Origin of the sequence: Pseudomonas sp. FGI182, from assembly GCF_000511325.1 — a bacterium.
Taxonomy (GTDB): Bacteria; Pseudomonadota; Gammaproteobacteria; order Pseudomonadales; family Pseudomonadaceae; genus Aquipseudomonas; species Aquipseudomonas putida_Z.
In genome coordinates, this window is the sequence record NZ_CP007012.1 from 1,348,307 (window position 1) to 1,370,897 (window position 22,591).

Below are 22,591 nucleotides of genomic sequence, written 5' to 3' on the forward strand. Positions count from 1 at the left end.
CCTCTGGGCAAGCCTGTACCGGCCCTTTCGCGGGCACGCCCGCTCCCACAGGTACTGCACAGGTCTGAAGATTGTAGAGATCTCTGTGGGAGCGGGCGTGCCCGCGAAAGGGCCAGTGCAGGCAACATCAATGCCTGGCCGGCTCCCCACCTTCAGCTTCTGCCACAGGTTCCCCCATGCGCCGGAACCAGGTCGACAGCAGCGCCCCGGAAATATTGTGCCAAACGCTGAACAACGCACTCGGCACCGCAGCCAGCGGCGAAAAATGCGCCGCCGCCAGTGCCGCGCCCAGCCCGGAGTTCTGCATGCCCACCTCCAGCGCCAGCGACTTGCGCTGTGCCAGTGGCAGCTTGCACAGCCTGCCGGTCAGGTACCCCAGCAAGTAGCCGAAGCTGTTGTGCAATATCACCACCGCCATGATCAGCAGCCCCGACTCGGCGATCTTCGCCTGGCTGGCCGCCACCACCGCGCACACGATCATCACGATACTCACCACCGACACCAGCGGCAGCACCTGCACCGCCGCCTGCACCCGCGCGCCAAGCAGCCGCTGGGCCAGCACGCCGAGCACGATCGGCAGCATCACCAGCTGCAGGATCGACCAGAACATGTCCATGAAGGACACCGGCAGCCAGGCCGAGGCCAGGAACCAGATCAGCGCCGGGGTCAGCAGCGGGGCGAGCAGGGTGGTCACCGCAGCGATCGCCACCGCCAGCGCCAGGTCGCCGCGGGACAACCAGACCATCACGTTCGACGCCGTGCCGCTCGGGCAGCAGCCAACCAGGATCACGCCCACGGCGATTTCCGGCGGCAGGTGGAACAGCTGGCACAGCAGCCAGGCCATGCCCGGCATGATCACGAAGTGCGCGACCACACCCAGCATCACCCGCCAGGGCTGGCGGGCGAGGGCGGCGAAGTCATCGAGCTTGAGGGTGAGGCCCATGCCGAACATCACCAGACCCAGCAGCGGCACGATGGCCACCTTCAGGGCGATGAACCATTGCGGTTGCAGGAAGGCCAGTACGGCGAACACCAGCACCCACAGGGCGAAGGTATTGCCGACGAAGCGGCTGAGGGCGGCGAGGGCACGCATGGGGGCAATTCCTTTTCTGTTTTATGGCTTCAAGAATTTCACTGGCCCTTTCGCGGGCTTGCCCGCTCCCACAGGTACACCACAGTACTCAGAAACTGTGGTGTACCTGTGGGAGCGGGCAAGCCCGCGAAGAGGCCAGTACTGTCTGAGGATATCTCCCAGGCCAGTACCGGCATTTCAAAACCAGTCAGACCCCTTGCGGAATCTCTTCCCCACCCAGCGCCTCGAACAGCACCGGCAGGAATTCGGCAAAGGTCATCATCATCAGCTGGAAGCTGGCATCGAACTGCTGCGCAGCCTCATCGCCACCATCCTGTTCGGCCTGCTCCTGCAGCAGCTCTTCGAATTTCAGGCGCTTGATCACCATCTTGTCATCCAGAATGAACGACAGCTTGTCCTGCCAGGCCAGGGCCAGTTGGGTGACCACCTTGCCAGTGCTCAGGTGCAGCTGGATTTCCTCGCCGGTCAGGTCCTGGCGCTTGCAGCGCACGATACCGCCATCTTCGGCGGTGTCGCGCAGTTCGCACTCGTCCAGCACATAGAAGCCTTCGGCAGCTTCCTGCGACTTGACCCACTCGGTCATGGTGGCAACCGGTGCGATTTTCACGGTGGCCGGGCGCACCGGCAGCGAGCCCATCACTTCACGCAGGGTCGACAGCAGGTCTTCGGCACGCTTGGCGCTGGCCGAGTTGACCAGGATCACGCCCAGGCGCGGGGCAATGGCAGCGAAGATCATCGAGCGGCGGATGAACGCGCGCGGCAGGAAGGCCTGGATGATCTCGTCCTTGATCTGGTCGCGTTCCTTTTTATAGACCTTGCGCATCTGCTCGGTCTCGATCTCTTCGACCTTTTCCTTCACCGCGTCGTTGACCACGCTGCTGGGCAGGATGCGTTCTTCCTTGCGCGCGGCAATCAGCAGGTACTCGCCGCTGACATGCACCAGGGGAGCGTCTTCGCCCTTGCCGAATGGCGCGACGAAACCATAGGTGGTCAGCTCCTGGCTGGCGCAGGGGCGGGCCGGCTTGCTGGCCAGGGCCGCTTCCAGCGCTTCAGGCTCGAACGGGACTTCCTGGGTCAGGCGGTAGGTCAGCAGGTTCTTGAACCACATGAGGGGCAATCTCTCCTTAATGCATAAGGCGGGCATTATTCTCCGAGCGGTGCTCTCAGGCCAACCCTGTCGGAGTGCCAGTAGCTGTAGCTGGATGTAAAGATGCACATCGCAACGCTAGGTCTTTGAAAGGCCTGAGGTTTTTTTTGAAAAAAGTTAAAAAAGTGCTTGCCAGGGTACGGGGCCGTCCGTAGAATGCGCGCCACACCGAGACGAAGGGTGATTAGCTCAGCCGGGAGAGCATCTGCCTTACAAGCAGAGGGTCGGCGGTTCGATCCCGTCATCACCCACCACTCGATGTTTAGCGCAGCGGTAGTTCAGTCGGTTAGAATACCGGCCTGTCACGCCGGGGGTCGCGGGTTCGAGTCCCGTCCGCTGCGCCATATTTCACTTCCAGGGCCTACTGAACACCCGGAAGTAACAGAGAAAGCGACCTCAGGGTCGCTTTTTTTTGTGCCTGAGATTTGGTGTTTTCGCGAATTTTGCAAAAAGTTCGATAAGTGCTTGCCAGAGCGCCAAGTCGCCCGTAGAATGCGCGCCACACCGAGAGACATGGGTGATTAGCTCAGCCGGGAGAGCATCTGCCTTACAAGCAGAGGGTCGGCGGTTCGATCCCGTCATCACCCACCACTCGATGTTTAGCGCAGCGGTAGTTCAGTCGGTTAGAATACCGGCCTGTCACGCCGGGGGTCGCGGGTTCGAGTCCCGTCCGCTGCGCCATATTCCACTTCCAGGGCCTACTGAACACCCGGAAGTAACAAAAAAAGCGACCTTAGGGTCGCTTTTTTTGTTTCTGCATCCTGAGCGATTTTATCGTTCATGAAATCCTGGGGCCGCTTTGCGGCCCATCGCGACACAAGGCCGCTCCTACAGGGGTATGCGCAGTCAGCGAGTGACGCGATCTCCTGTAGGAGCGGCCTTGTGTCGCGAAAGGGGCGCAAAGCGCCCCCGGCAATTTCAGCTACGACGCTCTTCTTCCCGCAAAGTCAGCACTTCAAACCCATCCTCGGTCACCGCCACGGTATGCTCCCACTGCGCCGACAAGCTGTGGTCGCGGGTAATCACCGTCCAGCCATCCTTCAGCGTGCGCGTCCCGCGTCCGCCCTGGTTGATCATCGGTTCGATGGTAAACACCATCCCCGGCTTCAACTTCAGGCCCATCCCGCGCTGGCCAATGTGCAGCACCTCCGGCCCTTCATGCATCTGTTGGCCGATGCCATGCCCGCAATACTCACGTACGACGCTGTAGCCCGCCGCTTCGGCATGGGTCTGGATGGCATGGCCGATATCACCCAGCGTAGCCCCGGGGCGTACCTGTTCGATGCCTTTCCATAGCGCGTCATAGGTGGTGTCGACCAGGCGCTGCGCCTCATCGCTGATCGGCCCGATGCTGTACATCTTTGACGAGTCGGCGATATAGCCGCCTTGTTCCAGGGTGATGTCGACGTTGATGATCGAGCCTTCCTTCAGCACTTCATCGACCTTGGGCATGCCATGGCACACCACATGGTCCACCGAGGTGTTGAGCGAATAGGGGAATCCATACTGGCCCTTGCTCGCCGGGCGGGCCTTGAGCGTGCCGACGATGAACGCCTCGGCGCGGTCGTTGATCTGCATGGTGGTCACGCCGGGGCGGATGAAGGTGTCGAGGTCGGCGAACACCTGGGCAAGCAGCTGGCCGGCGCGGCGCATCAGGTCGAGTTGGGCGGGGGTCTTGATAATCACCTGGGACATGGGGGGAGTGCAGTGGCTCGTGCTGGAATGTGCCCCAGCATAGCGCCATGGGGTATGGGGTTGCCATCGCATGGTGCACAGCCTGTACCGGCCTCTTCGCGGGCACGCCCGCTCCCACAGGTGCAGCACCGCCCTCAGGCATTGTGATATCCCTGTGGGAGCGGGCATGCCCGCGAAAGGGTCGACACAGCTGGCCCATAAATTGCTGTTTCACCTCCATCCAGGGCTATCAACGTCGACAGCCCACAAAACTTCACGACAAAGGCGCCGTGTTGCCCCGCTTGCCCAGCAAGCAGGGGCAGCCGGCGCCTTTTTGCGTTCCCTACAGGAGCCCGCCCATGGCCAACAGCGAAGTGCGCAGCGTCTGCCCCTACTGCGGCGTCGGTTGCGGCATCGTCATGAGCGTCGCCGATGGCAAGGTCGGCAAGATCAGCGGCGACAAGCAGCACCCCAGCAACTTCGGCCGCCTGTGCACCAAAGGCCTCACCGCACACCTGCCGCTGACCGCCGCCGGGCGCATGGAGGATGCCTATGTGCGCCAGCAGCGCAGCCAGCAGCCAGCGCGTACCGGCATCGACCAGGCCATCGCCGCCGCCGCCGGGCGTTTGCGCGGCATCATCGACCAGCACGGCCCCGACGCCGTGGCGCTGTACGTGTCCGGGCAGATATCGCTGGAGGCCCAGTACCTGGCCAACAAGCTGGCCAAGGGCTTTATCCGCACCCGCCACATCGAGTCCAACTCGCGCCTGTGCATGGCCAGTGCCGGCAGCGGCTACAAGCTGTCGCTCGGTGCCGATGGCCCGCCCGGCAGCTACCAGGACTTCGAGCACGCCGACGTATTCCTGGTGATCGGCGCCAACATGGCCGACTGTCACCCGATCCTGTTCCTGCGCCTGCTCGACCGGGTCAAGGCGGGTGCCAAGCTGATCGTCGTCGACCCACGGCGCAGCGCCACCGCCGACAAGGCCGACCTGTTTCTGCAGGTGCGCCCCGGCAGCGACATGGCCTTGCTCAATGGCCTGCTGCACCTGCTCCTGCGCAACGGCCACACCGACCCCGGCTTCATCGCCCGCCACACCGAAGGCTGGGACGAACTGCCGGCCTTTCTCGATGACTACACCCCTGACCGGGTGGCCGCCATCACCGGGCTGGCCGAGGCCGACATCATCAAGGCCGCCGAATGGATCGGCGGCGCCAGCAACTGGATGAGCTGCTGGACCATGGGCCTGAACCAGAGCATCCACGGCACCTGGCACACCAATGCGATCTGCAACCTGCACCTGGCCACGGGCGCCATCTGCCGTCCCGGCAGCGGGCCGTTCTCGCTGACCGGCCAACCCAATGCCATGGGCGGCCGCGAGATGGGCTACATGGGCCCCGGCCTGCCAGGCCAGCGCTCGGCGCTGGTAGCGCAAGACCGCGCCTTCGTCGAGCAGCAGTGGCAACTGGCCCCGGGCAGCCTGCGCAGCGAAGGCGGCGAGGGCACGGTGGCGCTGTTCGAGCAGATAAAAAGCGGCGTGGTAAAAGCCTGCTGGGTCATCTGCAGCAACCCGGTGGCCAGTGTCGCCAACCGCCAGCAGGTGATCGACGGCCTGCGCCAGGCCGAACTGGTGATTACCCAGGATGCCTTCCTCGACACCGAGACCAACCGCTACGCCGACATCCTGCTACCGGCTGCGCTGTGGGCCGAAGGCGAGGGCGTGATGATCAACAGCGAGCGCAACCTCACCCTTATGCCACGTGCCGTCGAACCGCCCGGGCAGAGCCTGCCGGACTGGCAGATCATCGCCCGGGTCGCCTGCGCCATGGGCTATGCCGACGCCTTCGACTACCCCGATGCCGAGGCGGTGTACGAGGAGATCCGCCGCTTTCACAACCCAACCACCGGCTACGACCTGCGGGGCATCGGCTATGCCGAACTGCGCGAACAGCCGCACCAGTGGCCCTGCGCCCCAGGCCGTGACAACCCGCGCAGCCCACTGCGCTATCGCAACGACGGCAGCAGCCAGATGCTGTTGCGCGATGCCCAGGGCGAGTGCCCGGTGTTGGCCTTCCCGACCGCCAGCGGCAAGGCCCGCTTCTTCGCCCGGCCCTGGTTGCCGGCGGCGGAGCTGCCGGATGCCGATTACCCCATGGTGCTGAATACCGGCCGCGTGCAGCACCAGTGGCACACCCTGACCAAGACCGGCAAGGTACCGGCGCTGAACAAGCTGGAGCCCGGCCCCTTCGTGGAAATCCACTGCGACGATGCTGCCCGGCTGGGCATCGCCGAAAAGGACCTGGTGGCCATTCGCTCGCGCCGCGGGCAGGCCGTGCTACCCGCGCGAATCAGCGACCGGGTCATGCCTGGCAACTGCTTTGCCCCGTTTCACTGGAATGACCTGATCGGCGAGCAACTGGCGATCAACGCCGTGACGTGTGATGCGGTCGACCCGCTGTCGCTGCAGCCGGCGTTCAAGCATTGTGCCGTGACCCTGGAGCGGGTTGCCGGTGAGCGCATCGAAGCCCTTGATCTGAACACTGCCAATCCGGAGCCTGCCCGCATGCCGACCGCCACCCTGTCCCGTCTGCTTGGCCTGGACACCCTGCCAGCTCCGGTGCTGGCCGAGGAAGAGCGCCATTATCTGCAAGGCTTCCTGCTGGGCCTGGACCAGGCCCGCGCCGAGGGCGTGCCCTGCCTGCCGGCCAGTGCGCCGCTGGCCGCCAACCGCCGGTTGTTCGTCGATGGCTTGCTGGCCGGGCTGTTCGCCCAGCCGGCGGTGCTGCCCGATGCAGCGTTGATAGCACCCCGGCACCAGGTGCTGTGGGCTTCGCAAACCGGCAACGGCGAGCTCTTGGCCGAACGCTGTGCCGAGCGCCTGCGCGGTGCCGGCCTCGACGTGCAGCTCAGTTGCATGGAAGCGGTCAGCCCGCGCCAGCTGCAGGGCGCCGCCAGCGTGGTGCTGATCGCCAGCACCTTTGGCGATGGTGACGCACCCGACAGTGCAGCGGCATTCTGGCAAGCCTTGCAAGGCGAGGAGGGCGCCCACTGCGCCGAACTGCCTTTTGCCGTGCTGGCCCTGGGCGACTCCAGTTACGACCAGTTCTGCGGCTTTGGCCGCAAGCTCGACCAACGCCTGGCCGAGCTGGGTGGGCGGCGCCTGCTGCAGCGGGTGGACTGCGAGCCGGACTTCGACGACGCCTTCGCCGCCTGGCTGGATGCGCTGCTGCCAACGCTAGGCAACGCTGCTGCACCGCAACCGGTCACCGAGCCTGCGCCCGTGGCGGCCTATGGCAAGCAGCAACCCTGGGCTGCCACCTTGCTGGAAAACCGCCTGCTCAACGGCCCGGGTGCCAGCAAGGAAACCCGTCAACTGGTGTTCGACCTGAGCGGCAGCGGTTTCACCTATGCCGCCGGTGATGCCTTGGGCGTGTGGCCGCGCAACTGTCCGGCCCTGGTCGACGAGCTGCTGGCGCTGATGCAGCTCGATGGCCAGACCATGGTTCAGCTGAAAGGCCATCCCGCCATGCCGCTGACCGAAGCCTTGCAAGCGCACCTGGAGATCGCCAAGGTCACCATGCAGCAGCTGCAGGCCTTCGCCGGCAATGCCCCGGACCTGCAGCGCCTGCTGCAGCCCGAGTGCAAGGCCGAGCTGCAGGACTGGTTGTGGGGGCGGCAACTGGTCGATGTGCTGCGCGCCTTCCCCCAGCAGCTGCCGCTGGCCAGCTGGCTGGAGCTGCTCAAACCGTTGCAGCCGCGCCTGTATTCGATCAGCTCCAGCCCGCTGGCGCACCCGCAGCAGGTGCACCTGACCGTTTCCACGGTGCGCTATGGCGCGCGCAAAGGGGTGTGTTCAAGCTTCCTTGCCGACCGTGCGCAGGCACTGAAGGTAGCCATCTTCCCGCAAGTGTCGAAGCACTTTCGCCTGCCCGAGGACGACAGCGTGCCGGTGATCATGGTCGGCCCCGGCACCGGCATTGCGCCGTTCAGGGCCTTCCTCGAAGAGCGAGAGGCACGTGGGGCGAAAGGGGCCAACTGGCTGTTCTTCGGCGAGCAGTACGCGGCCACCGATTTCTATTACCAGAAGCAGCTGCAGGCCTGGCAGGCTGCAGGGCACCTGCGTCTGGACACGGCGTTTTCACGCGACCAGGCCGAGAAGGTCTACGTGCAGCAACGCATGCTCGAACAGGGCGCGCAGTTGTGGCAGTGGCTGGAGGCGGGGGCGTACTTCTATGTGTGTGGTGATGCGCAGCGCATGGCCAAGGATGTGGATGCGGCGTTGCGGGCGATCGTGGCCGAGCATGGCGGCATGGATGCAGCGGCGGCTGCGGCTTATGTCGAAGCGCTGGGCAGGGCCAAGCGGTATCGGCGGGATGTGTATTGATGTGCTCCAAGATGGGGAGTGATGCACTTGGAATGTGCATTTGCTGTACTGGCTTCTTCGCGGGCACGCCCGCTCCCACAGGTACTGCACAGGTCTGAATAAACGTGGAGAACCCTGTGGGAGCGGGCGTGCCCGCGAAGAGGCCGGTACAGGAAACAGGGTTGGCACACTCCCTGCTTTATCCCAGTTACAACAAAGCCCACTGATCAACGGCGATCAACCCGGGCCCCCTACCGTGATGAATACAGGCAAAGGCGCCTGGAGCTTCGGCTCCAGGCGCTTTTTTTTTGATCGAGGATCGGCTTATGAAGGCAACAGCGAGCAGCGGGCAACGAGAGCGACTGGTCATCGTCGGCAACGGCATGGTCGGCCACCATTGCGTCGAACAACTGGTCAGCCGCGGCGCCCTGCAGCGCTTCGAGGTGCATGTGTTCGGCGAAGAGCGCCAACGCGCCTACGACCGCGTGCACCTGTCCGAGTACTTCGGCGGCAGCTGTGCCGAAACCCTGGCCCTGTGCGAGCAGGACTTCTACGGTACCAACGGTGTGCACCTGCACCTCGGCGAAGCGGTGCTGGAAATCGACCGTGAGCGCGGCGAAGTGGTCACCGCCGAGGGCCGTTATGGCTACGACCAGCTGGTGCTGGCCACAGGTTCCTACCCCTTCGTGCCGCCGATCGAAGGTTCCAGCGGCAATGCCCGCCTGGTCTACCGCACCCTTGACGACCTCGACGGCATCCGCGCTGCCGCAGCCAGTGCCCGCCGTGGCGTGGTAGTGGGTGGTGGCCTGCTTGGCCTGGAAGCAGCCAACGCCCTCAAGTCGCTGGGCCTGGAAGCCCACGTGGTGGAGTTCGCCCCACGGCTGATGCCGGTGCAGCTGGACGGCGAGGGCGGTGCCGCGCTCAAGGCACAGATCGAAGCGCTGGGCGTTGGCGTGCATCTGTCGCGCGCCACCCAGTCGATCAGTGCGGGTGAAGACTACCGCTACCGCATGAACTTCGATGGCGGCGAGCATCTGGAAACCGACCTGATCGTGTTCTCTGCGGGTATCCGCCCGCAGGATGCCCTGGGCCGTGCCTGTGGCCTGGACATCGCCGCGCGTGGCGGCGTGGTCATCGACAACCATTGCCGCAGCAGCGACCCACGCATCTTTGCCATCGGCGAGTGCGCCTCGTGGAACGGCAGCGTGTTCGGCCTGGTCGCCCCGGGCTACAGCATGGCGCGCAACCTGGCGGCATTGCTGATGGGTGAAGCCGCTGGCGAATTCACCGGTGCCGACATGTCTACCAAGCTCAAGTTGCTGGGCGTGGATGTCGGTTCCATCGGCGATGCCCATGGCGCCACCCCGGGCGCACGCAGCTACCGCTTCATCGACGAAGCCAACAGCGCCTACCGCCGGCTGGTGGTGGATGCCAGCGGCAAGCACGTGCTCGGTGCGGTGCTGGTGGGCGACAACAGCTACTACGACACCCTGCTGCAATACGCCCAGAACGGCATCGCCTTGCCAGCCGACCCTGCGGCACTGATCCTGCCGCAAGGCGGCGGCGCACCGGCCCTGGGCGCCGATGCGCTGCCCGACAGCGCGACCATCTGCTCCTGCCACAACGTCAGCAAGGGCGCGGTCTGCGCCGCCATCGACAGCGGCTGCGGCGACCTTGCCGCAGTCAAGGGCTGCACCAAGGCCGCCACCGGTTGTGGTGGTTGCGCGGCACTGCTCAAGCAGGTGTTCGAGCACGAGTTGACCGCCCGTGGCGTGGCGGTGGACAAGAGCCTGTGCGAGCACTTCGCCTACACCCGTCAGGAGCTGTACGGGCTGGTGCGGGTAGAGGGTATCCGCACCTTCAACGAACTGCTCGAACGCCACGGCAAGGGCCACGTTGGCTGCGACATCTGCAAGCCGGCGGTGGGCAGTATCCTCGCCTCGTGCTGGAACCAGCCGATCATGGACCCGGCGCTGGTGCCGCTGCAGGACACCAACGACACCTTCATGGCCAACATGCAGAAGAACGGCACCTACTCGGTGGTGCCGCGCATCCCCGGTGGTGAAATTACCCCCGACAAGCTCATCGTGATCGGCCAGGTGGCGAAAAAGTACGACCTGTACACCAAGATCACTGGCGGCCAGCGCATCGACCTGTTCGGCGCCCAGTTGCACGAGCTGCCGCTAATCTGGGGCGAGCTGATCGAGGCCGGCTTCGAAACCGGCCATGCCTACGGCAAGTCGACCCGCACGGTGAAATCGTGCGTTGGCAGCACCTGGTGCCGTTACGGCGTGCAGGACAGCGTCGGCATGGCCCTGCGCCTGGAAGACCGCTACAAAGGCCTGCGCAGCCCGCACAAGCTCAAGTTCGCGGTGTCCGGCTGCACTCGCGAATGCGCCGAGGCGCAGAGCAAGGACATCGGCGTGATTGCCACCGACAAGGGCTGGAACCTGTACGTGTGCGGCAATGGCGGCATGCGCCCGCGGCATGCCGAACTGTTTGCCACCGACCTCGACGACGAAACCCTGGTGCGCCTGATCGACCGCGTGCTGATGTTCTACATCCGCACCGCCGACAAGCTGCAGCGCACCTCGGTGTGGCGCGAGAATCTGGAAGGTGGGCTGGACTACCTGAAGCAGGTGATCATCGACGACAGCCTGGGCCTGGCCAGCGAGCTGGAGGCGCAGATGCAGCATGTGGTCGACCAGTATGAATGCGAATGGGCCAACGCCCTCAACGACCCCGAGAAGCTCAAGCGCTTCCGCACTTTCGTCAACGACCGCCGCGCCGACCCGGACGTGCACTTCGTGCGCGAACGCGAACAGCGCCGGCCTGCTGCGCCACTGCACCTGATCCCAACCGTCGAGGAGGCTGTCTGATGAACTTGTCCAATGCTGCTGTGAAAACCCACGAGAACTGGCAGGCGGTGTGCCAGGCGGATGACCTGGTGGCCGATTCCGGGGTGGTGGTCTGGCTCGACGGGGCCCAGGTGGCGTTGTTCTACCTGCCGGGGCAGGCGCAGCCGCTGTACGCGGTGGACAACCGCGACCCGCGGTCCGGCGCCAACATCATCGGCCGCGGGCTGGTGGGCAGTGTGCAGGGCGAGCTGGTGGTGGCGGCGCCGTTGTACAAGCAGCACTTCAGCCTGCAAAGCGGGGAGTGCCTGGAAGATGGCGGGCAGCGCCTGCGGGTGTGGCCGGTGCGCTTGAATGGGGAGGCGGTGGAGTTGGCTGTGGTCTGATCCCCCATCCGCTGCCTTCGCCAACAAACCCGCTCTCAAGGCGTGCACAGGACCTGTGGGAGAAGCCTTGTGTAGCGAAAGGTCTGCACAGCAGCCCCGGCAACTGTTGCCATGATGCTGATATCCCAGGGCCGCTTCGCGGCCCATCGCAGGCAAGTCAGCTCCTGCAGGTTGCAGGCCTTATCGCAACTGGTATATCTGCCAGTACATTTGTCTTGATGGTGCGTTCATGATAGCCGGTAGCGCAGGGGATAGAGGTAACTGGCACTATGTCCATAATGAGGTCCATGATCCGAAAGTATTTCTATGGGCGCAATGGTGTTTCAACGCTTGTCGGCGGGGATGAGTTTCTCTCCTGCATGCGCTTTGATGTGGGGCTATCAGCCATTCGCTCATCAGTTGGTTTAACTAGAATTATCGGCAGCGATTCACAAGGTTCGGTGCTATCTGAAATTGAAAGTGCGGCGTGCGCTCATCGATGTTTCGCTGTTCATGGTGTCGCTGCACATCGGCCGGTAAAGGATATCGGCTTCAAAGGTGAACGCTGCGATATGCTGACGCAGTGCTACCCTCTGGGAAATGGCTACCGTACCTACAGCCCAGTGTTGATGCGCTTTCAAAGCGCCGATAACCAATCACCGTTTGGCAAGGGTGGGTTGAATGCATATGCCTTTGTAAAAGGGGACCCTGTCAACTTGAGCGACCCCAGCGGTCATTCACCAATAAATGCAGAGGTTTTTTACTACAGGGGCCCCATCAAAGTGATTGATGGGATGCGGGTTTTCTACTCGCAGAATGTTTCTGGAGTGCAGGTTCTGAATATCGGGGCTCATGGTGTGGCCGGCAGAATTGGAACTCAGCGGGTCAACCATCCCGCACGTGCAGTTGTGCAGACTTTGCAAAAACATGGTTACTCTATGAACGGGCAAGAGACGCATATCCTGGCATGCAATTCCGCTAACGGCCAATCCTCATTTATCCAGGACATGGCGAACATTACTCAGGCGCCTTCGACAGGCTATCAGGGCAGTTTGTGGACGGATGATAATCGGCCGGCCATGATCAATGGCAGCATGGACAATTACTGGGTCAAGCTGATCAAAACGATGGCTTCCGACGACCCCGATTTTGCGCGGTTCGCCTATGCACCTGTCACGGTAAAGCCGGCAATTGCACCACGTGAAGTATCGAACGAACCGAAAGACTTGGCTCTCAAGTTGAGGCAATGACCACCTGAAGGCGTAAAGTGGTAGCTCGTTTTTACAGATCGCCCCGCCATGAACCTCGACACCCGCATCAAGTACCGCCACCTGCTGTGCTTCCTGGAGATTGCCCGGCAGGGCAGCCTGGCCAGGGCTGCCGACATCCTGGCAATCAGCCAGCCAGCCATCTCCAAGACCCTCAAGGAACTCGAAGACCTGCTGGAAACGCGCCTGTTCGCGCGCAGCCGCCAGGGCGTCGAGCTGACCCCGGCCGGCACGCGTTTCATGCGCTACGCCGGGCCCAGCGTGCAGGCCCTGCGCGATGGCGTCAGCAGCCTGCGTGGCGAGGCGCGGGCGCCGTCGCAGGTGCGCATCGGCGTGTTGTCCACGGTCGAAGGCCTGCTCATGCCCGAAGTGCTGTGCCGCCTGCACCAGCGCCATGAGGCGCTGGTGATCAGTGTGGTCACAGGGGTCAGCGCGCAGCTGCTCGGCCAGTTGCGCCTGGGCGAACTGGAACTGGTGGTCGGGCGCATGACCGACAGCCCACAGATCCAGGGCCTGTCGTTCGAGCACCTGTACAGCGAGTCGATGAGCCTGGTGGTGCGGCCTGGCCACCCGTTGCTGGCCGGCACTCCGGTGGAGCGGGCGCAGGTGGGGCGTTACCCGTTGGTATTGCCGCCCGCAGGCACCACCATCCGCCAACATGCCGACAGCCTGTTCGTGCAATGTGGCATCCAGATGCCCACCCAGCGCCTGGAAACCCTGTCGCTGGCACTGAGCCGGCGCTACCTGCTGGGCAGCGATGCCGTGTGGGTGGCGCCGCGCGATGCGGTGCTGCTCGACCTGCGCCGGGGCGAGCTGGTCGAGCTCGACCTGGGTGTGCGCGAGCCTGGCGGCTCGGTCGGCATCTGTCGCAATGCCGCCTTGCCGCAGAGCCTGCCTGGGCAGTGGGTATGCGAGGTGTTGCGCGAGGTAGCGGGGCAGTACCGAGAGGGCAGCTACCCCTGAACGCAGGTGGTTTTTGTAGGAGCGGCCTTGTGTCGCGATGGGCCGCAAAGCGGCCCCGGCAATCTGTGCAGCGGTGCTGAAATCTGGGACCGCTTTGCGCTCCATCGCGACACAAGGCCGCTCCTACATCGACCGTGCAAGCCGTGATTCAGTGAAAGAAAACTGCGCAAAAGCGCCGCAACCGGTCGATACTGGCCAGTGGCTGCACATCCTTTGATGAATAAGCGTTTAACTACTGAACTTCCTTACCAAAACCCGCTCCTATGCCGGTAGCCATTGGTCATGGCCGCCTGCTAAGCTCGCGGCTTTACCCTGATTGCCCTTTTGGCGCATGAACAAGGAAATAGCATGAAACAGCATCGTTTGGCGGCTGCGGTTGCCCTGGTAGGCCTGGTACTGGCTGGCTGTGATCAACAGACCAGCAGCCCCGAGCTGAAGACTCCGGCACAGAAAGCCTCCTACGGTATCGGCCTGAACATGGGCAAGAGCCTGGCTCAGGAAGGCATGGAAGACCTTGATTCGAAAGCAGTCGCCCTCGGCATCGAAGACGCCGTTGGCAAGAAGGAACAGCGCATCAAGGACGAAGAGCTGGTAGAGGCCTTCACCGCGCTGCAGAAGCGTGCCGAAGAGCGCCTGGCCAAGGCCAGCGAAGAAGCCGCCTCCGCCGGCAAGAAGTTCCTCGAGGAAAACGCCAAGAAGCCAGGCGTGGTCACCACTGCCTCGGGCCTGCAGTACGAAGTGGTCAAGAAGGCCGACGGCCCGCAGCCCAAGGCGACCGACGTGGTCACCGTCCACTACGAAGGCAAGCTGATCGATGGCAAGGTGTTCGACAGCTCCGTCGAGCGCGGCAGCCCGATCGACCTGCCGGTCAGCGGCGTGATCCCGGGTTGGGTCGAAGGCTTGCAGCTGATGCACGTCGGCGAGAAGTACAAGCTGTTCATCCCGGCTGAACTGGCCTACGGTGCGCAGAGCCCAAGCCCGCTGATCCCGGCCAACTCGGTACTGGTATTCGACCTGGAACTGATCGCCATCAAGGACCCGGCCCAGCTGCAAGGCGCCGAGCCGGAAGCGGAAGCTCCTGCCGAGGCCCCGGCCGAAGCGCCTGCCAAGTAACACTGGCTGGCCCATGTAAAACGCCCCGTCCTGACGGGGCGTTTTCGTTTGTGCCGGGTAGTTGGACGAACCTGCAACTGCTGATACTGTCCGAGGAAATGCAGCGTGAAGAAGCAGAATGCTTCTGACGCAAACCGTTTGCGGCGTACGCACCCAAGGTATGAAACGACTGTGTAAAAAACGCCCGATCTGACCGGGGCCCTTGCCTGGCAGGCACCTGGGGTCGGAAACGTCGCCCTGTTCACAAGGTTATCCACAATAAATGTGGATAACCTTTTCCTCTTGGAGGCTCCATGAGCGCACCCTGGAATTTCGCCCGTTTCCTGCCCTTGGCCGAGCGCCTGCTCAGCCGTGGCCGGTTGCCGGCCTTGCTGTTTGCGGTAGCCCGCAAAGGCCCGCGCATCGGCCAGTTGCGTGAAGACGTGAAGCTGCTGCAGTCGCTGTGCCTGGCCTGGTGGCGCGGCGAGTATCGCGCCATCAGCCCCAAGGCGCTGGTCACCATCGTCGCCGGGCTGCTGTATTTCGTCAGCCCCATCGACGCCATCCCCGACTGGCTGCTGGGCGTGGGTTTCCTCGACGACATCGCGGTACTGGGTTGGGTGCTGAAGACCGTGGCCGACGAACTGGCGCGCTTCAAGGCCTGGCGTGACAGCCAGGCGCCCGAGCGGCTGCGCGTGGTCGAGCGCCTGCCGGCCACCCCTGAAGCGCTGCGGTTGGAACGCAACACGCAGTGAAACTGGCCGCAACCGCAGCGCAACTGCACAGACCCCAGAGTTGGTAATATAATTGGCATAAGGGTTATGCCTACGGATTACATGCTGTAATCCTTTTTAAAGGGGTTTGTAATGGGTATTCAGGTCATCAGCCGGGACGGTCAACCCGAGTACGCCGTCGTTCCCTGGGAACAGTACCAGGCACTGCTCAAGGCCGCAGGGCAGGCACCTGCCGAGGTGGTTGCCAGTGAAGCGCAGGGCGATGCAGCCAGTGCGCCATTGCCGACCTTCAGCGAAGTGGCACAGATTCGCCAGGCCAAGGGCATTGCCCCTGAGCAACTGGCGCGCAATGTCGGGGTAAGCCCGGCTTACCTGGCCATGATCGAATCGGGCGAACGCCAGCCGGATGCTGCCATCCGCCGAGCCCTGGCCTGGCATCTGGGGGTGGCTGGCTGGAGCGAGCCATCATGAGCCAGGTCAGGATCAGCCGTCAGCACTGGGATAACCTGCTGGGCGAGCTTGACCTGGCCCGTCGTCAACGTCACTTGCTGACGTATCGAGCGCTCATCGAGCGCTTGCAGTTGCCCAGCCCGGCCATGCAGACGCTGACAGCCGCGCTTGAGTACCTGGCGGTGCTGGATGCCCGCGCCGAGCAGCCATTGCGCAGCTCGCTGGTGATCAGCCAGGGTGCCAGCCGTTTGCCGCGTACCGGCTTCTTTGAATGCGTGGAGCGCCTGGGGCGTTTCTCCGGGCCGGTGGATGGCATGGAGGCGGCGTCGTGGCATGCCTCCGAGGTAGTTCGGGTGTTCGAGTACAGCTACCCCGAAACAGCCTGATTCGTTGCCTGTTCCGGCCTCTTCGCGGGTAAACCCGCTCCCACAGGGATAGCGCCGACCTGTAGGAGCAGCCTTGTGCTGCGAAAGGGCCGGTATGTGTAATGCCCTCTTCGCAGCACAAGGCTGCTCCTACAAGGTACTGCACAAGGTTCAAGATGTGTGGTGAACCTGTGGGAGCGGGTTTACCCGCGAAGAGGCCGGAACAGGCAAAGCATCTCTGTGGATCAGCCCACAAGCCCTGCCATCGGCATCCACCACCTCCAATACCTCCAGGTGCCGGTGCCGGCCAAACAACTCCAGCAACTGCCCAATCGTCGCATTGAGCCGCACCGTCGGCTGTTCGGCCTGCGGAACGTTCATCAGCGCTGGTAGCGGCCTGCTTTCGCGCGCCCCCAGCTCCTGCGGCCGCCCCAGCAGGTAGCCCTGCACCAGGTCCACGCCCATCTCCACCAGCACTGCCAGCTCTTCCGCCAGCTCGATGCCTTCGGCAATTACCTGCGCCTTCGACGCCCGGGCAATCTGCAATATCGAACCGACGAATTCACGCTTGAGCGGGTCGCGGTGGATGCCGTCGATGAAATGGCGGTCGATCTTCACGTATTCGGGGCGCAGCTCCGACCACAGGCGCAGGCTCGAATAACCCGCCCCCAGATCGTCGATGGCAATCGAGAAGCCCATGTCCCGGTAGTGGTGCAGGGCATTGGACAGCAGCTGAAAGTCGTCGGTCGGGGTGTGTTCGGTCAGTTCGATCACCACCCGGCTGGGTGGCAGGCCGACCTGTTCGAGCAGTTTCAGGGTCTGGCCGGACGGGTAGTGCGGCTCCAGCAGCGATTCCGGCGAGATGTTGAGAAACAGCTTGCCCTGCAGCTGCTGTTCGCTGAAACGCCGGCAGGCGCTTTCCCGGCAGGCAGCCTCCAGCTCGGTCAGGCGGCCGGCCTGGCGGGCGATGGTAAACAGGTTCAGCGGCGCGTGCAGCGGGCTGTTGGACGGCCCTCGGCTCAATGCTTCATGGCCGAAAACCCGTTGCTCGCTCAGGCACATGATCGGCTGGAACAGACTGTGGATGCTGCGTTGAGCCAGGATGGCACTCAAGGCACTGAGCTGTTCGGCGACGGTCATGACGTATTCCTGAAAATGAAAGGGCCGGGCGTTTCCACGCCCGGCCCCTCTATTTCACGACAGCGCGATGACTGTTTGATGACAAGTGAAACTAATTTGCCATCATTGCCGCAGTGCCTTACTTCTTGGCCACCTTGGTGCTCGCACTCAGGTAGTCGATCAGGATGCGACCGGTTTCCGACAGATAGGCATCGTCTTCCGGCTTGGTGTTTTCATCCTCGGTCGGCAGCGCGTCCTCGTCCTCTTTCTTCAGCTCCTTCAGCGGCTCTTCACCCTTGGCCTTGCGGCGGATGTTTTCCAGCGCCAGCTGCTTGGCCTCGATTTCGTCGTGGCGTGCCCGGCGGTCCTGCTCGTTGAGGCTGACGGTCTTCTCGTTCATCAGCTTCTGGGTCAGGGCCAGGCGGTCGCGGATGTAGGTGAACTCCGCGTCCTTGTCGCTGCGCGCTTCATGCTGCGCCTTGAGCTGGGCCAGGAACGGCTTGAACGGGTCGGCCGCCGGCTTGACCACCGGGCGAATGGTGTCCCATGGCATGGCCTCGGGCAGGGCGCTCTCGCCGATTTCCTTGGTGTCGATGATCGACGGGTAGTCGATGTCCGGCAGCACGCCCTGGTGCTGGGTGCTCTGCCCTGAAACACGGTAGAACTTGGCCAAGGTAAGCTTCAGCTCGCCATGGTTGAGTGGCTGGATGGTCTGCACGGTGCCCTTGCCGAAGGTCTGGCCACCGATGATCAGCGCACGGTGGTAGTCCTGCATGGCACCGGCGAAGATCTCCGAAGCCGAGGCCGACAGGCGGTTGACCAGCAGCGCCAGCGGGCCCTTGTAGAAGGCACCGGGGTTTTCGTCTTCCAGCACGTCGACACGGCCGTCGCTGTTGCGCACCAGCACGGTCGGGCCTTTCTCGATGAACAGGCTGGTCAGCTCGGTGGCTTCCTGCAGCGAGCCGCCGCCGTTGTTGCGCAGGTCGATGACCACGCCGTCGACTTTTTCTTTCTGCAGTTCGGTGAGCAGCTTCTTCACGTCCCGCGTGGTGCTCTTGTACTCCGGGTCACCGGCGCGGTAGGCCTTGAAGTCGAGGTAGAAGGCCGGGATCTCGATGATGCCCAGCTTGTAGTCACGCCCGTCCTGCTTGAGCTTGAGCACCGACTTCTTCGCTGCCTGCTCTTCGAGCTTCACCGCCTCGCGGGTGATCGACACGATCTTGCTGGTCTGGTCGCTAGGCGCGTTGCTGGCCGGGATGATCTCCAGGCGCACCACCGAGCCTTTCGGGCCGCGGATCAGCTTGACCACTTCGTCCAGGCGCCAGCCGACCACGTCGACCATTTCCTTGTTGCCCTGGGCCACGCCGATGATCTTGTCGGCCGGTGCCACCTGCTTGGTCTTGGCCGCCGGGCCTGCCGGCACCAGGCGCACGATCTTGACCTGGTCGTTGTCGCTTTGCAGTACTGCGCCGATGCCTTCCAGCGACAGGCTCATGTTGATGTCGAAGTTTTCTGCGTTGTCCGGCGACAGGTAGTTGGTGTGCGGGTCGTAGGACTGGGCGAAGGTATTGATGTAGGCCTGGAAGATGTCCTCGGCACGGGTCTGGTCCAGGCGCGACAGTTGGTTCTTGTAGCGCTTGGTCAGGGTTTCCTGGATCTGCTTGGGTTCCTTGCCAGCGATCTTCTGGCGCAGCACTTCGTCCTTGACGCGTTTGCGCCACAAATCGTCGAGCTCGGCCTGGTCCTTCATCCACGGGGCGTCCTTGCGGTCGATCAGCAAGGTTTCCTTGGCGTTGAAGTCGATCTTGTCCACGCCCTTGTTCAGCTCGGCCAGGGCGAAGTCCAGACGTTGCTTGACGCGGTCCAGATAGCGTTTGTAGATGGTGAAGCCCGGGTCCAGGTTACCGCTCTTGAGGAAATCGTCGAATTGCGTTTTCCATTTGTCGAATTCGGCGATGTCGGCAGCGGTGAAGTAGCTGCGCGCCGGGTCCAGCAGCTTGATGTAGCTGTCATAGATGATGGCCGAACGGGCGTCGTCCAGTGGCGGCTTGCTGTAGTGGTGGCGCTTGAGCAATTCCACCACGTTGAGGCTGGCGACGATCTCGTCGCGGTCCGGCTGCAGGCTGTCCCATTTGTTGGCGGCCGCCGCATTGCCGCCGAGCGTGAGGCTGCCCAGGCCGATCATCAGGGCCAGGGCGGTGCTTGGGAGGAAATGCTTCATGCTGATTCGACGTGGAGGCAATTGATCACGCATAGTAGGCCGTCTTTTCCGTTCGCCGGTTCCATGGGAGCCGGGCGCATACTGCAAAAAGCCTGGGACATGCTCACCCAGGCTCGGTCATATGATTCAACTATGGAGGCACTGTGAAGGCATTGCAAGGCGTTGACGGACATGTGGCTTGGGTCGAGGCGCAGCGCCCGACCTGTGACGCTGGCCAGGTGCGTATTCGCGTGGCCGCAGCGGGGCTGAACCGCGCCGATCTGCTGCAGATGAAAGGTTTGTATCCACCACCGCCAGGCGCCAGCCCCTACATGGGCCTGGAGTGCGCCGGGGTGATCGAGGAAGTGGGTGCCGGTGCCGACTGGCGGGTGGGTGACCGGGTGTGCGCGCTGCTGGCCAGCGGCGCCATGGCCGAGGAAGTGGTGGTGGATGCCCGCCACGTGCTGCCGGTGCCCGAAGGCCTGAGCCTGCACGAGGCGGCGGCGTTGCCGGAGGTGTATGCCACTGCCTGGCTGAACATCTTCCAGCTGGGTGGCGTCAAAGCTGGCGAGAAAGTGCTGGTGCACGCTGGCGCCAGCGGCGTTGGCTCGGCCGCCATCCAGCTGTGCAAGGCATTCGGCAGCCCGGTGTGGGTCAGCGTCGGTTCGCAGGACCGCCTGGCCTACTGCGAGGCGCTGGGCGCCGCCGGCGGTGTGGTACGCAACGAGAACCTGGATGCGCTGGAAGGTTTCGGCCCGTTCGATGTGATTCTCGACCCGGTGGGCGCCAGCTACGGCGAGCTCAACCTCAAGTTGCTGGCACGTGACGGGCGCTGGGTGATCATCGGCCTGATGGGCGGGCGCAAGTTCGAGCTGGACCTGGCACAGGTACTGGGCAAGCGCCTGGAGATTACCGGCTCCACGCTGCGCAACCGCGATGACGGCTTCAAGGCCGAGTTGCTGCGCGATTTGCAGCAGCAGGTTTGGCCGCTGTTTGCCGAAGGGCGCCTGTCGCCGCAGCTGGTGGATACCTACCCGGTGGAGTTTGCCCAGGCGGCGTATGCCGAGCTTGAGACCAACCAGGTGTCGGGCAAGCTGGTGATGGTGATCGACCCAGGCCTGGCTTGAGATTGCCGGGGCTGCTTTGCAGCCCATCGCGACACAAGGCCGCTCCTACAAGGGAATGCAATCTCCTGTAGGAGCGGCCTTGTGTCGCGAAAGGGGCGCAAAGCGCCCCCATGGCCCTCAAGTCCAGCTTAGAACCGGCCAGCCATTGACCTCGGCATGCTCCCGCAACACCGCATCCGGGTTCACCACATGCGGATGATCCACCTTCAACAACAACGGCAAATCGTTCCGCGAGTCGGAATAGAAACTCGCCCCCTCCAGGTTCTCCTGCTCCTGGTCCAGCCATTCCAGCAACCGCGTGATCTTCCCTTCGCGATAGGTCAGCACCCCATGGGTCTTGCCGGTATAAACCCCGTTCACCGCCTCCAGTTCGATCGCCAGGTACTCGTCCACCCCCAGCCGCGCCGCAATCGGCCCGACCAGGTGCGTACCCGACGCCGAAATGATCAGGATGCGGTCCCCGCGCTTGCGGTGCTCGGCAATGCAGCGGCAGGCGTCGCCGTAGATGATCGGCTCGATCACCTCTTCGACCCACGGCGCCACCAGGTGCTCGACCTCTTCCAGGGTGCGCCCGGCAATCGGCTCCAGGCTGAAGGCCATGTACTCCTCCATCCGCAGGTGGCCCCTGCCATAGGCCTCCATCAACTCATGGTCGCGGCGCAGGAATTCCTTGCCGTCGACCCAGCCCAGCCGGGCCATCTGCTCGCTCCACAGCGACGCGCAGTCGCCGTGGATCAGGGTTTCGTCCAGATCGAAAATTGCCAGTGCCATGGTGTTGATTCTCCTTAGGCCACTTCTCGTAGCGCCGTGGGGTCGATCGACAAGCTTACCCGTTGCCCGTCCGCGTGCAGGTCGGACGGTGAGCGGTTGAGCACGTCGACCACCAGTTCCACCTCGCGTACCCGCACCCGGTAGCGGATCACGTTGCCCAGCAGGCTGTGGCTGCGCACTTCGGCGTCCAGTTCGCCGTTGATGCCCAGGGTGATCGACTCGGGGCGGATCGCCAGGCGGCTGGCCACCGGGCGCTGCAGCAGGCGGCTGGCGCTGTCGGCGTCGAGCAGGTTGTAGTTGCCGATGAAGCCGGCGGCAAACAGGTCCACCGGCGCGGTGTAGAGGGTTTCGGCATCGCCGCTCTGGACGATGCGGCCCTGGTTCATCAGGAAGATGCGGTCGGACATGGTCAGCGCTTCTTCCTGGTCGTGGGTGACGAAAATGGTGGTCAGCCCCAGCTCGCGCTGGATGGCGCGGATCTGCTCGCGCAGGTGCTTGCGGATGCGCGCATCCAGCGCCGACAGCGGCTCGTCGAGCAGCAGCAGGCGCGGGCGGGTGACCAGCGAACGGGCCAGGGCCACGCGCTGGCACTGGCCGCCGGACAACTGGTGCGGGTAGCGCCCGGCGAAGTTGCCCAGCTCCACCAGCTCCAGCGCCTCGCGTACCCGGGCCTGGCTTTCTTCGGCCTTGACCTTCTGCATGCGCAGGCCGAAGGCGACGTTCTGCTCCACGGTCATGTTGGGGAACAGCGCATAGCTCTGGAACACCATGCCAATGCCACGCTTTTGCGGGCTCAGCGGCACGATGTCATGGCCGTCGAGCAGGATCTGCCCGCTGTCCACCGGGGTGAGCCCGGCGATGCAGCGCAGCAGCGTGGACTTGCCGCAACCGGACGGGCCAAGCAGGGTAACGAACTCGCCGCGTTCGATACGGCAGTCGATGTTCTCGAACACCGGGCTGCCGGCGTAGCTTTTTTGCAGTTTCTGTACGCTGACGAAGCTCAT

General features: G+C 63.5%; 17 protein-coding genes and 4 tRNA genes. 14 read left to right on the forward strand and 7 right to left on the reverse strand.

From position 1 onward, the window contains the following. Window positions 1–127 precede the first annotated feature (127 nt). Window positions 128–1,093 (reverse strand): bile acid:sodium symporter family protein, encoded by a 966-nt coding sequence (locus C163_RS06120; protein ID WP_025338048.1) that lies wholly within the window; start codon window positions 1,091–1,093, stop codon window positions 128–130. Window positions 1,094–1,280: 187 nt separating this feature from the next. Beyond that, window positions 1,281–2,201: a recombination-associated protein RdgC gene (gene rdgC / locus C163_RS06125; protein ID WP_013971401.1), complete on the reverse strand. Its 921-nt coding sequence runs from the start codon at window positions 2,199–2,201 to the stop codon at window positions 1,281–1,283. Window positions 2,202–2,418: 217 nt separating this feature from the next. Between rdgC and C163_RS06130 the strand changes: the two genes are divergently transcribed. The 4 genes from C163_RS06130 (at window position 2,419) to C163_RS06145 (ending at window position 2,921) form a co-directional block, all read left to right on the forward strand. Next, window positions 2,419–2,494, forward strand: a tRNA-Val gene (locus C163_RS06130). Between the two features lie 13 nt (window positions 2,495–2,507). After that, window positions 2,508–2,584: transfer RNA gene (locus C163_RS06135), tRNA-Asp, on the forward strand. Between the two features lie 171 nt (window positions 2,585–2,755). Beyond that, window positions 2,756–2,831 (forward strand) — tRNA-Val (locus tag C163_RS06140). 13 nt (window positions 2,832–2,844) lie between these two features. After that, window positions 2,845–2,921, forward strand: a tRNA-Asp gene (locus C163_RS06145). A gap of 237 nt (window positions 2,922–3,158) precedes the next feature. Here C163_RS06145 and map read toward each other — a convergent pair. Beyond that, a complete protein-coding gene (gene map / locus C163_RS06150) occupies window positions 3,159–4,007 on the reverse strand; it encodes a type I methionyl aminopeptidase (protein WP_081742236.1) in 849 nt (282 codons plus the stop codon). Between the two features lie 266 nt (window positions 4,008–4,273). Here map and C163_RS06155 point away from each other — a divergent pair, with 266 nt between their 5' ends. The 9 genes from C163_RS06155 (at window position 4,274) to C163_RS06195 (ending at window position 16,391) form a co-directional block, all read left to right on the forward strand. Next, entirely contained in the window at window positions 4,274–8,299 is a 4,026-nt protein-coding gene (locus tag C163_RS06155; protein ID WP_025338050.1) for a bifunctional nitrate reductase/sulfite reductase flavoprotein subunit alpha, read from the forward strand. Window positions 8,300–8,604: 305 nt separating this feature from the next. Then, window positions 8,605–11,157, forward strand: a complete 2,553-nt coding sequence (gene nirB / locus C163_RS06160; RefSeq protein WP_025338051.1) for a nitrite reductase large subunit NirB — start codon at window positions 8,605–8,607, stop codon at window positions 11,155–11,157. Then, complete coding sequence (nirD, locus tag C163_RS06165; protein ID WP_025338052.1) at window positions 11,157–11,519, forward strand: nitrite reductase small subunit NirD; 363 nt, start codon at window positions 11,157–11,159, stop codon at window positions 11,517–11,519. Before nirB ends, nirD begins: the two co-directional genes overlap by 1 nt. A gap of 287 nt (window positions 11,520–11,806) precedes the next feature. Then, window positions 11,807–12,748, forward strand: coding sequence for an RHS repeat-associated core domain-containing protein (locus C163_RS25975; protein WP_177325754.1), 942 nt, complete (start codon window positions 11,807–11,809; stop codon window positions 12,746–12,748). A 48-nt stretch (window positions 12,749–12,796) separates the two neighbouring features. Further along, window positions 12,797–13,729 carry a pca operon transcription factor PcaQ gene (gene pcaQ, locus C163_RS06175; protein ID WP_025338054.1) on the forward strand — a complete coding sequence of 311 codons (933 nt, stop codon included), beginning with the start codon at window positions 12,797–12,799 and terminating at the stop codon, window positions 13,727–13,729. A 348-nt stretch (window positions 13,730–14,077) separates the two neighbouring features. Continuing rightward, window positions 14,078–14,842 (forward strand): FKBP-type peptidyl-prolyl cis-trans isomerase, encoded by a 765-nt coding sequence (locus C163_RS06180; RefSeq protein ID WP_003257347.1) that lies wholly within the window; start codon window positions 14,078–14,080, stop codon window positions 14,840–14,842. Window positions 14,843–15,135: 293 nt separating this feature from the next. After that, window positions 15,136–15,576: a YkvA family protein gene (locus tag C163_RS06185; protein ID WP_015269270.1), complete on the forward strand. Its 441-nt coding sequence runs from the start codon at window positions 15,136–15,138 to the stop codon at window positions 15,574–15,576. A 111-nt stretch (window positions 15,577–15,687) separates the two neighbouring features. After that, on the forward strand, window positions 15,688–16,026 hold the full coding sequence (locus tag C163_RS06190; protein ID WP_025338055.1) for a helix-turn-helix transcriptional regulator: 339 nt from the start codon (window positions 15,688–15,690) through the stop codon (window positions 16,024–16,026). Then, the gene (locus C163_RS06195; RefSeq protein ID WP_013971408.1) at window positions 16,023–16,391 is read left to right on the forward strand and encodes a hypothetical protein; all 369 of its coding nucleotides are present in this window, start codon (window positions 16,023–16,025) and stop codon (window positions 16,389–16,391) included. The genes C163_RS06190 and C163_RS06195 overlap by 4 nt, the downstream gene beginning before the upstream one ends. Window positions 16,392–16,541: 150 nt before the next feature. On the opposite strand, the gene C163_RS06200 is transcribed toward C163_RS06195, so the two are convergent. Both C163_RS06200 and C163_RS06205 read right to left on the reverse strand, forming a co-directional pair. Continuing rightward, a complete protein-coding gene (locus C163_RS06200; RefSeq protein ID WP_025338056.1) occupies window positions 16,542–17,510 on the reverse strand; it encodes an EAL domain-containing protein in 969 nt (322 codons plus the stop codon). Window positions 17,511–17,628: 118 nt separating this feature from the next. Next, window positions 17,629–19,710, reverse strand: coding sequence for a carboxy terminal-processing peptidase (locus C163_RS06205; RefSeq protein WP_025338057.1), 2,082 nt, complete (start codon window positions 19,708–19,710; stop codon window positions 17,629–17,631). A 143-nt stretch (window positions 19,711–19,853) separates the two neighbouring features. Here C163_RS06205 and C163_RS06210 point away from each other — a divergent pair, with 143 nt between their 5' ends. Further along, window positions 19,854–20,816: an NAD(P)H-quinone oxidoreductase gene (locus C163_RS06210; protein WP_025338058.1), complete on the forward strand. Its 963-nt coding sequence runs from the start codon at window positions 19,854–19,856 to the stop codon at window positions 20,814–20,816. Between the two features lie 117 nt (window positions 20,817–20,933). Here C163_RS06210 and C163_RS06215 read toward each other — a convergent pair whose 3' ends face one another. Both C163_RS06215 and C163_RS06220 read right to left on the reverse strand, forming a co-directional pair. Beyond that, entirely contained in the window at window positions 20,934–21,587 is a 654-nt protein-coding gene (locus C163_RS06215; RefSeq protein WP_025338059.1) for an HAD family phosphatase, read from the reverse strand. A gap of 14 nt (window positions 21,588–21,601) precedes the next feature. Then, the gene (locus tag C163_RS06220) at window positions 21,602–22,591 is read right to left on the reverse strand and encodes an ABC transporter ATP-binding protein (RefSeq protein ID WP_025338060.1); all 990 of its coding nucleotides are present in this window, start codon (window positions 22,589–22,591) and stop codon (window positions 21,602–21,604) included.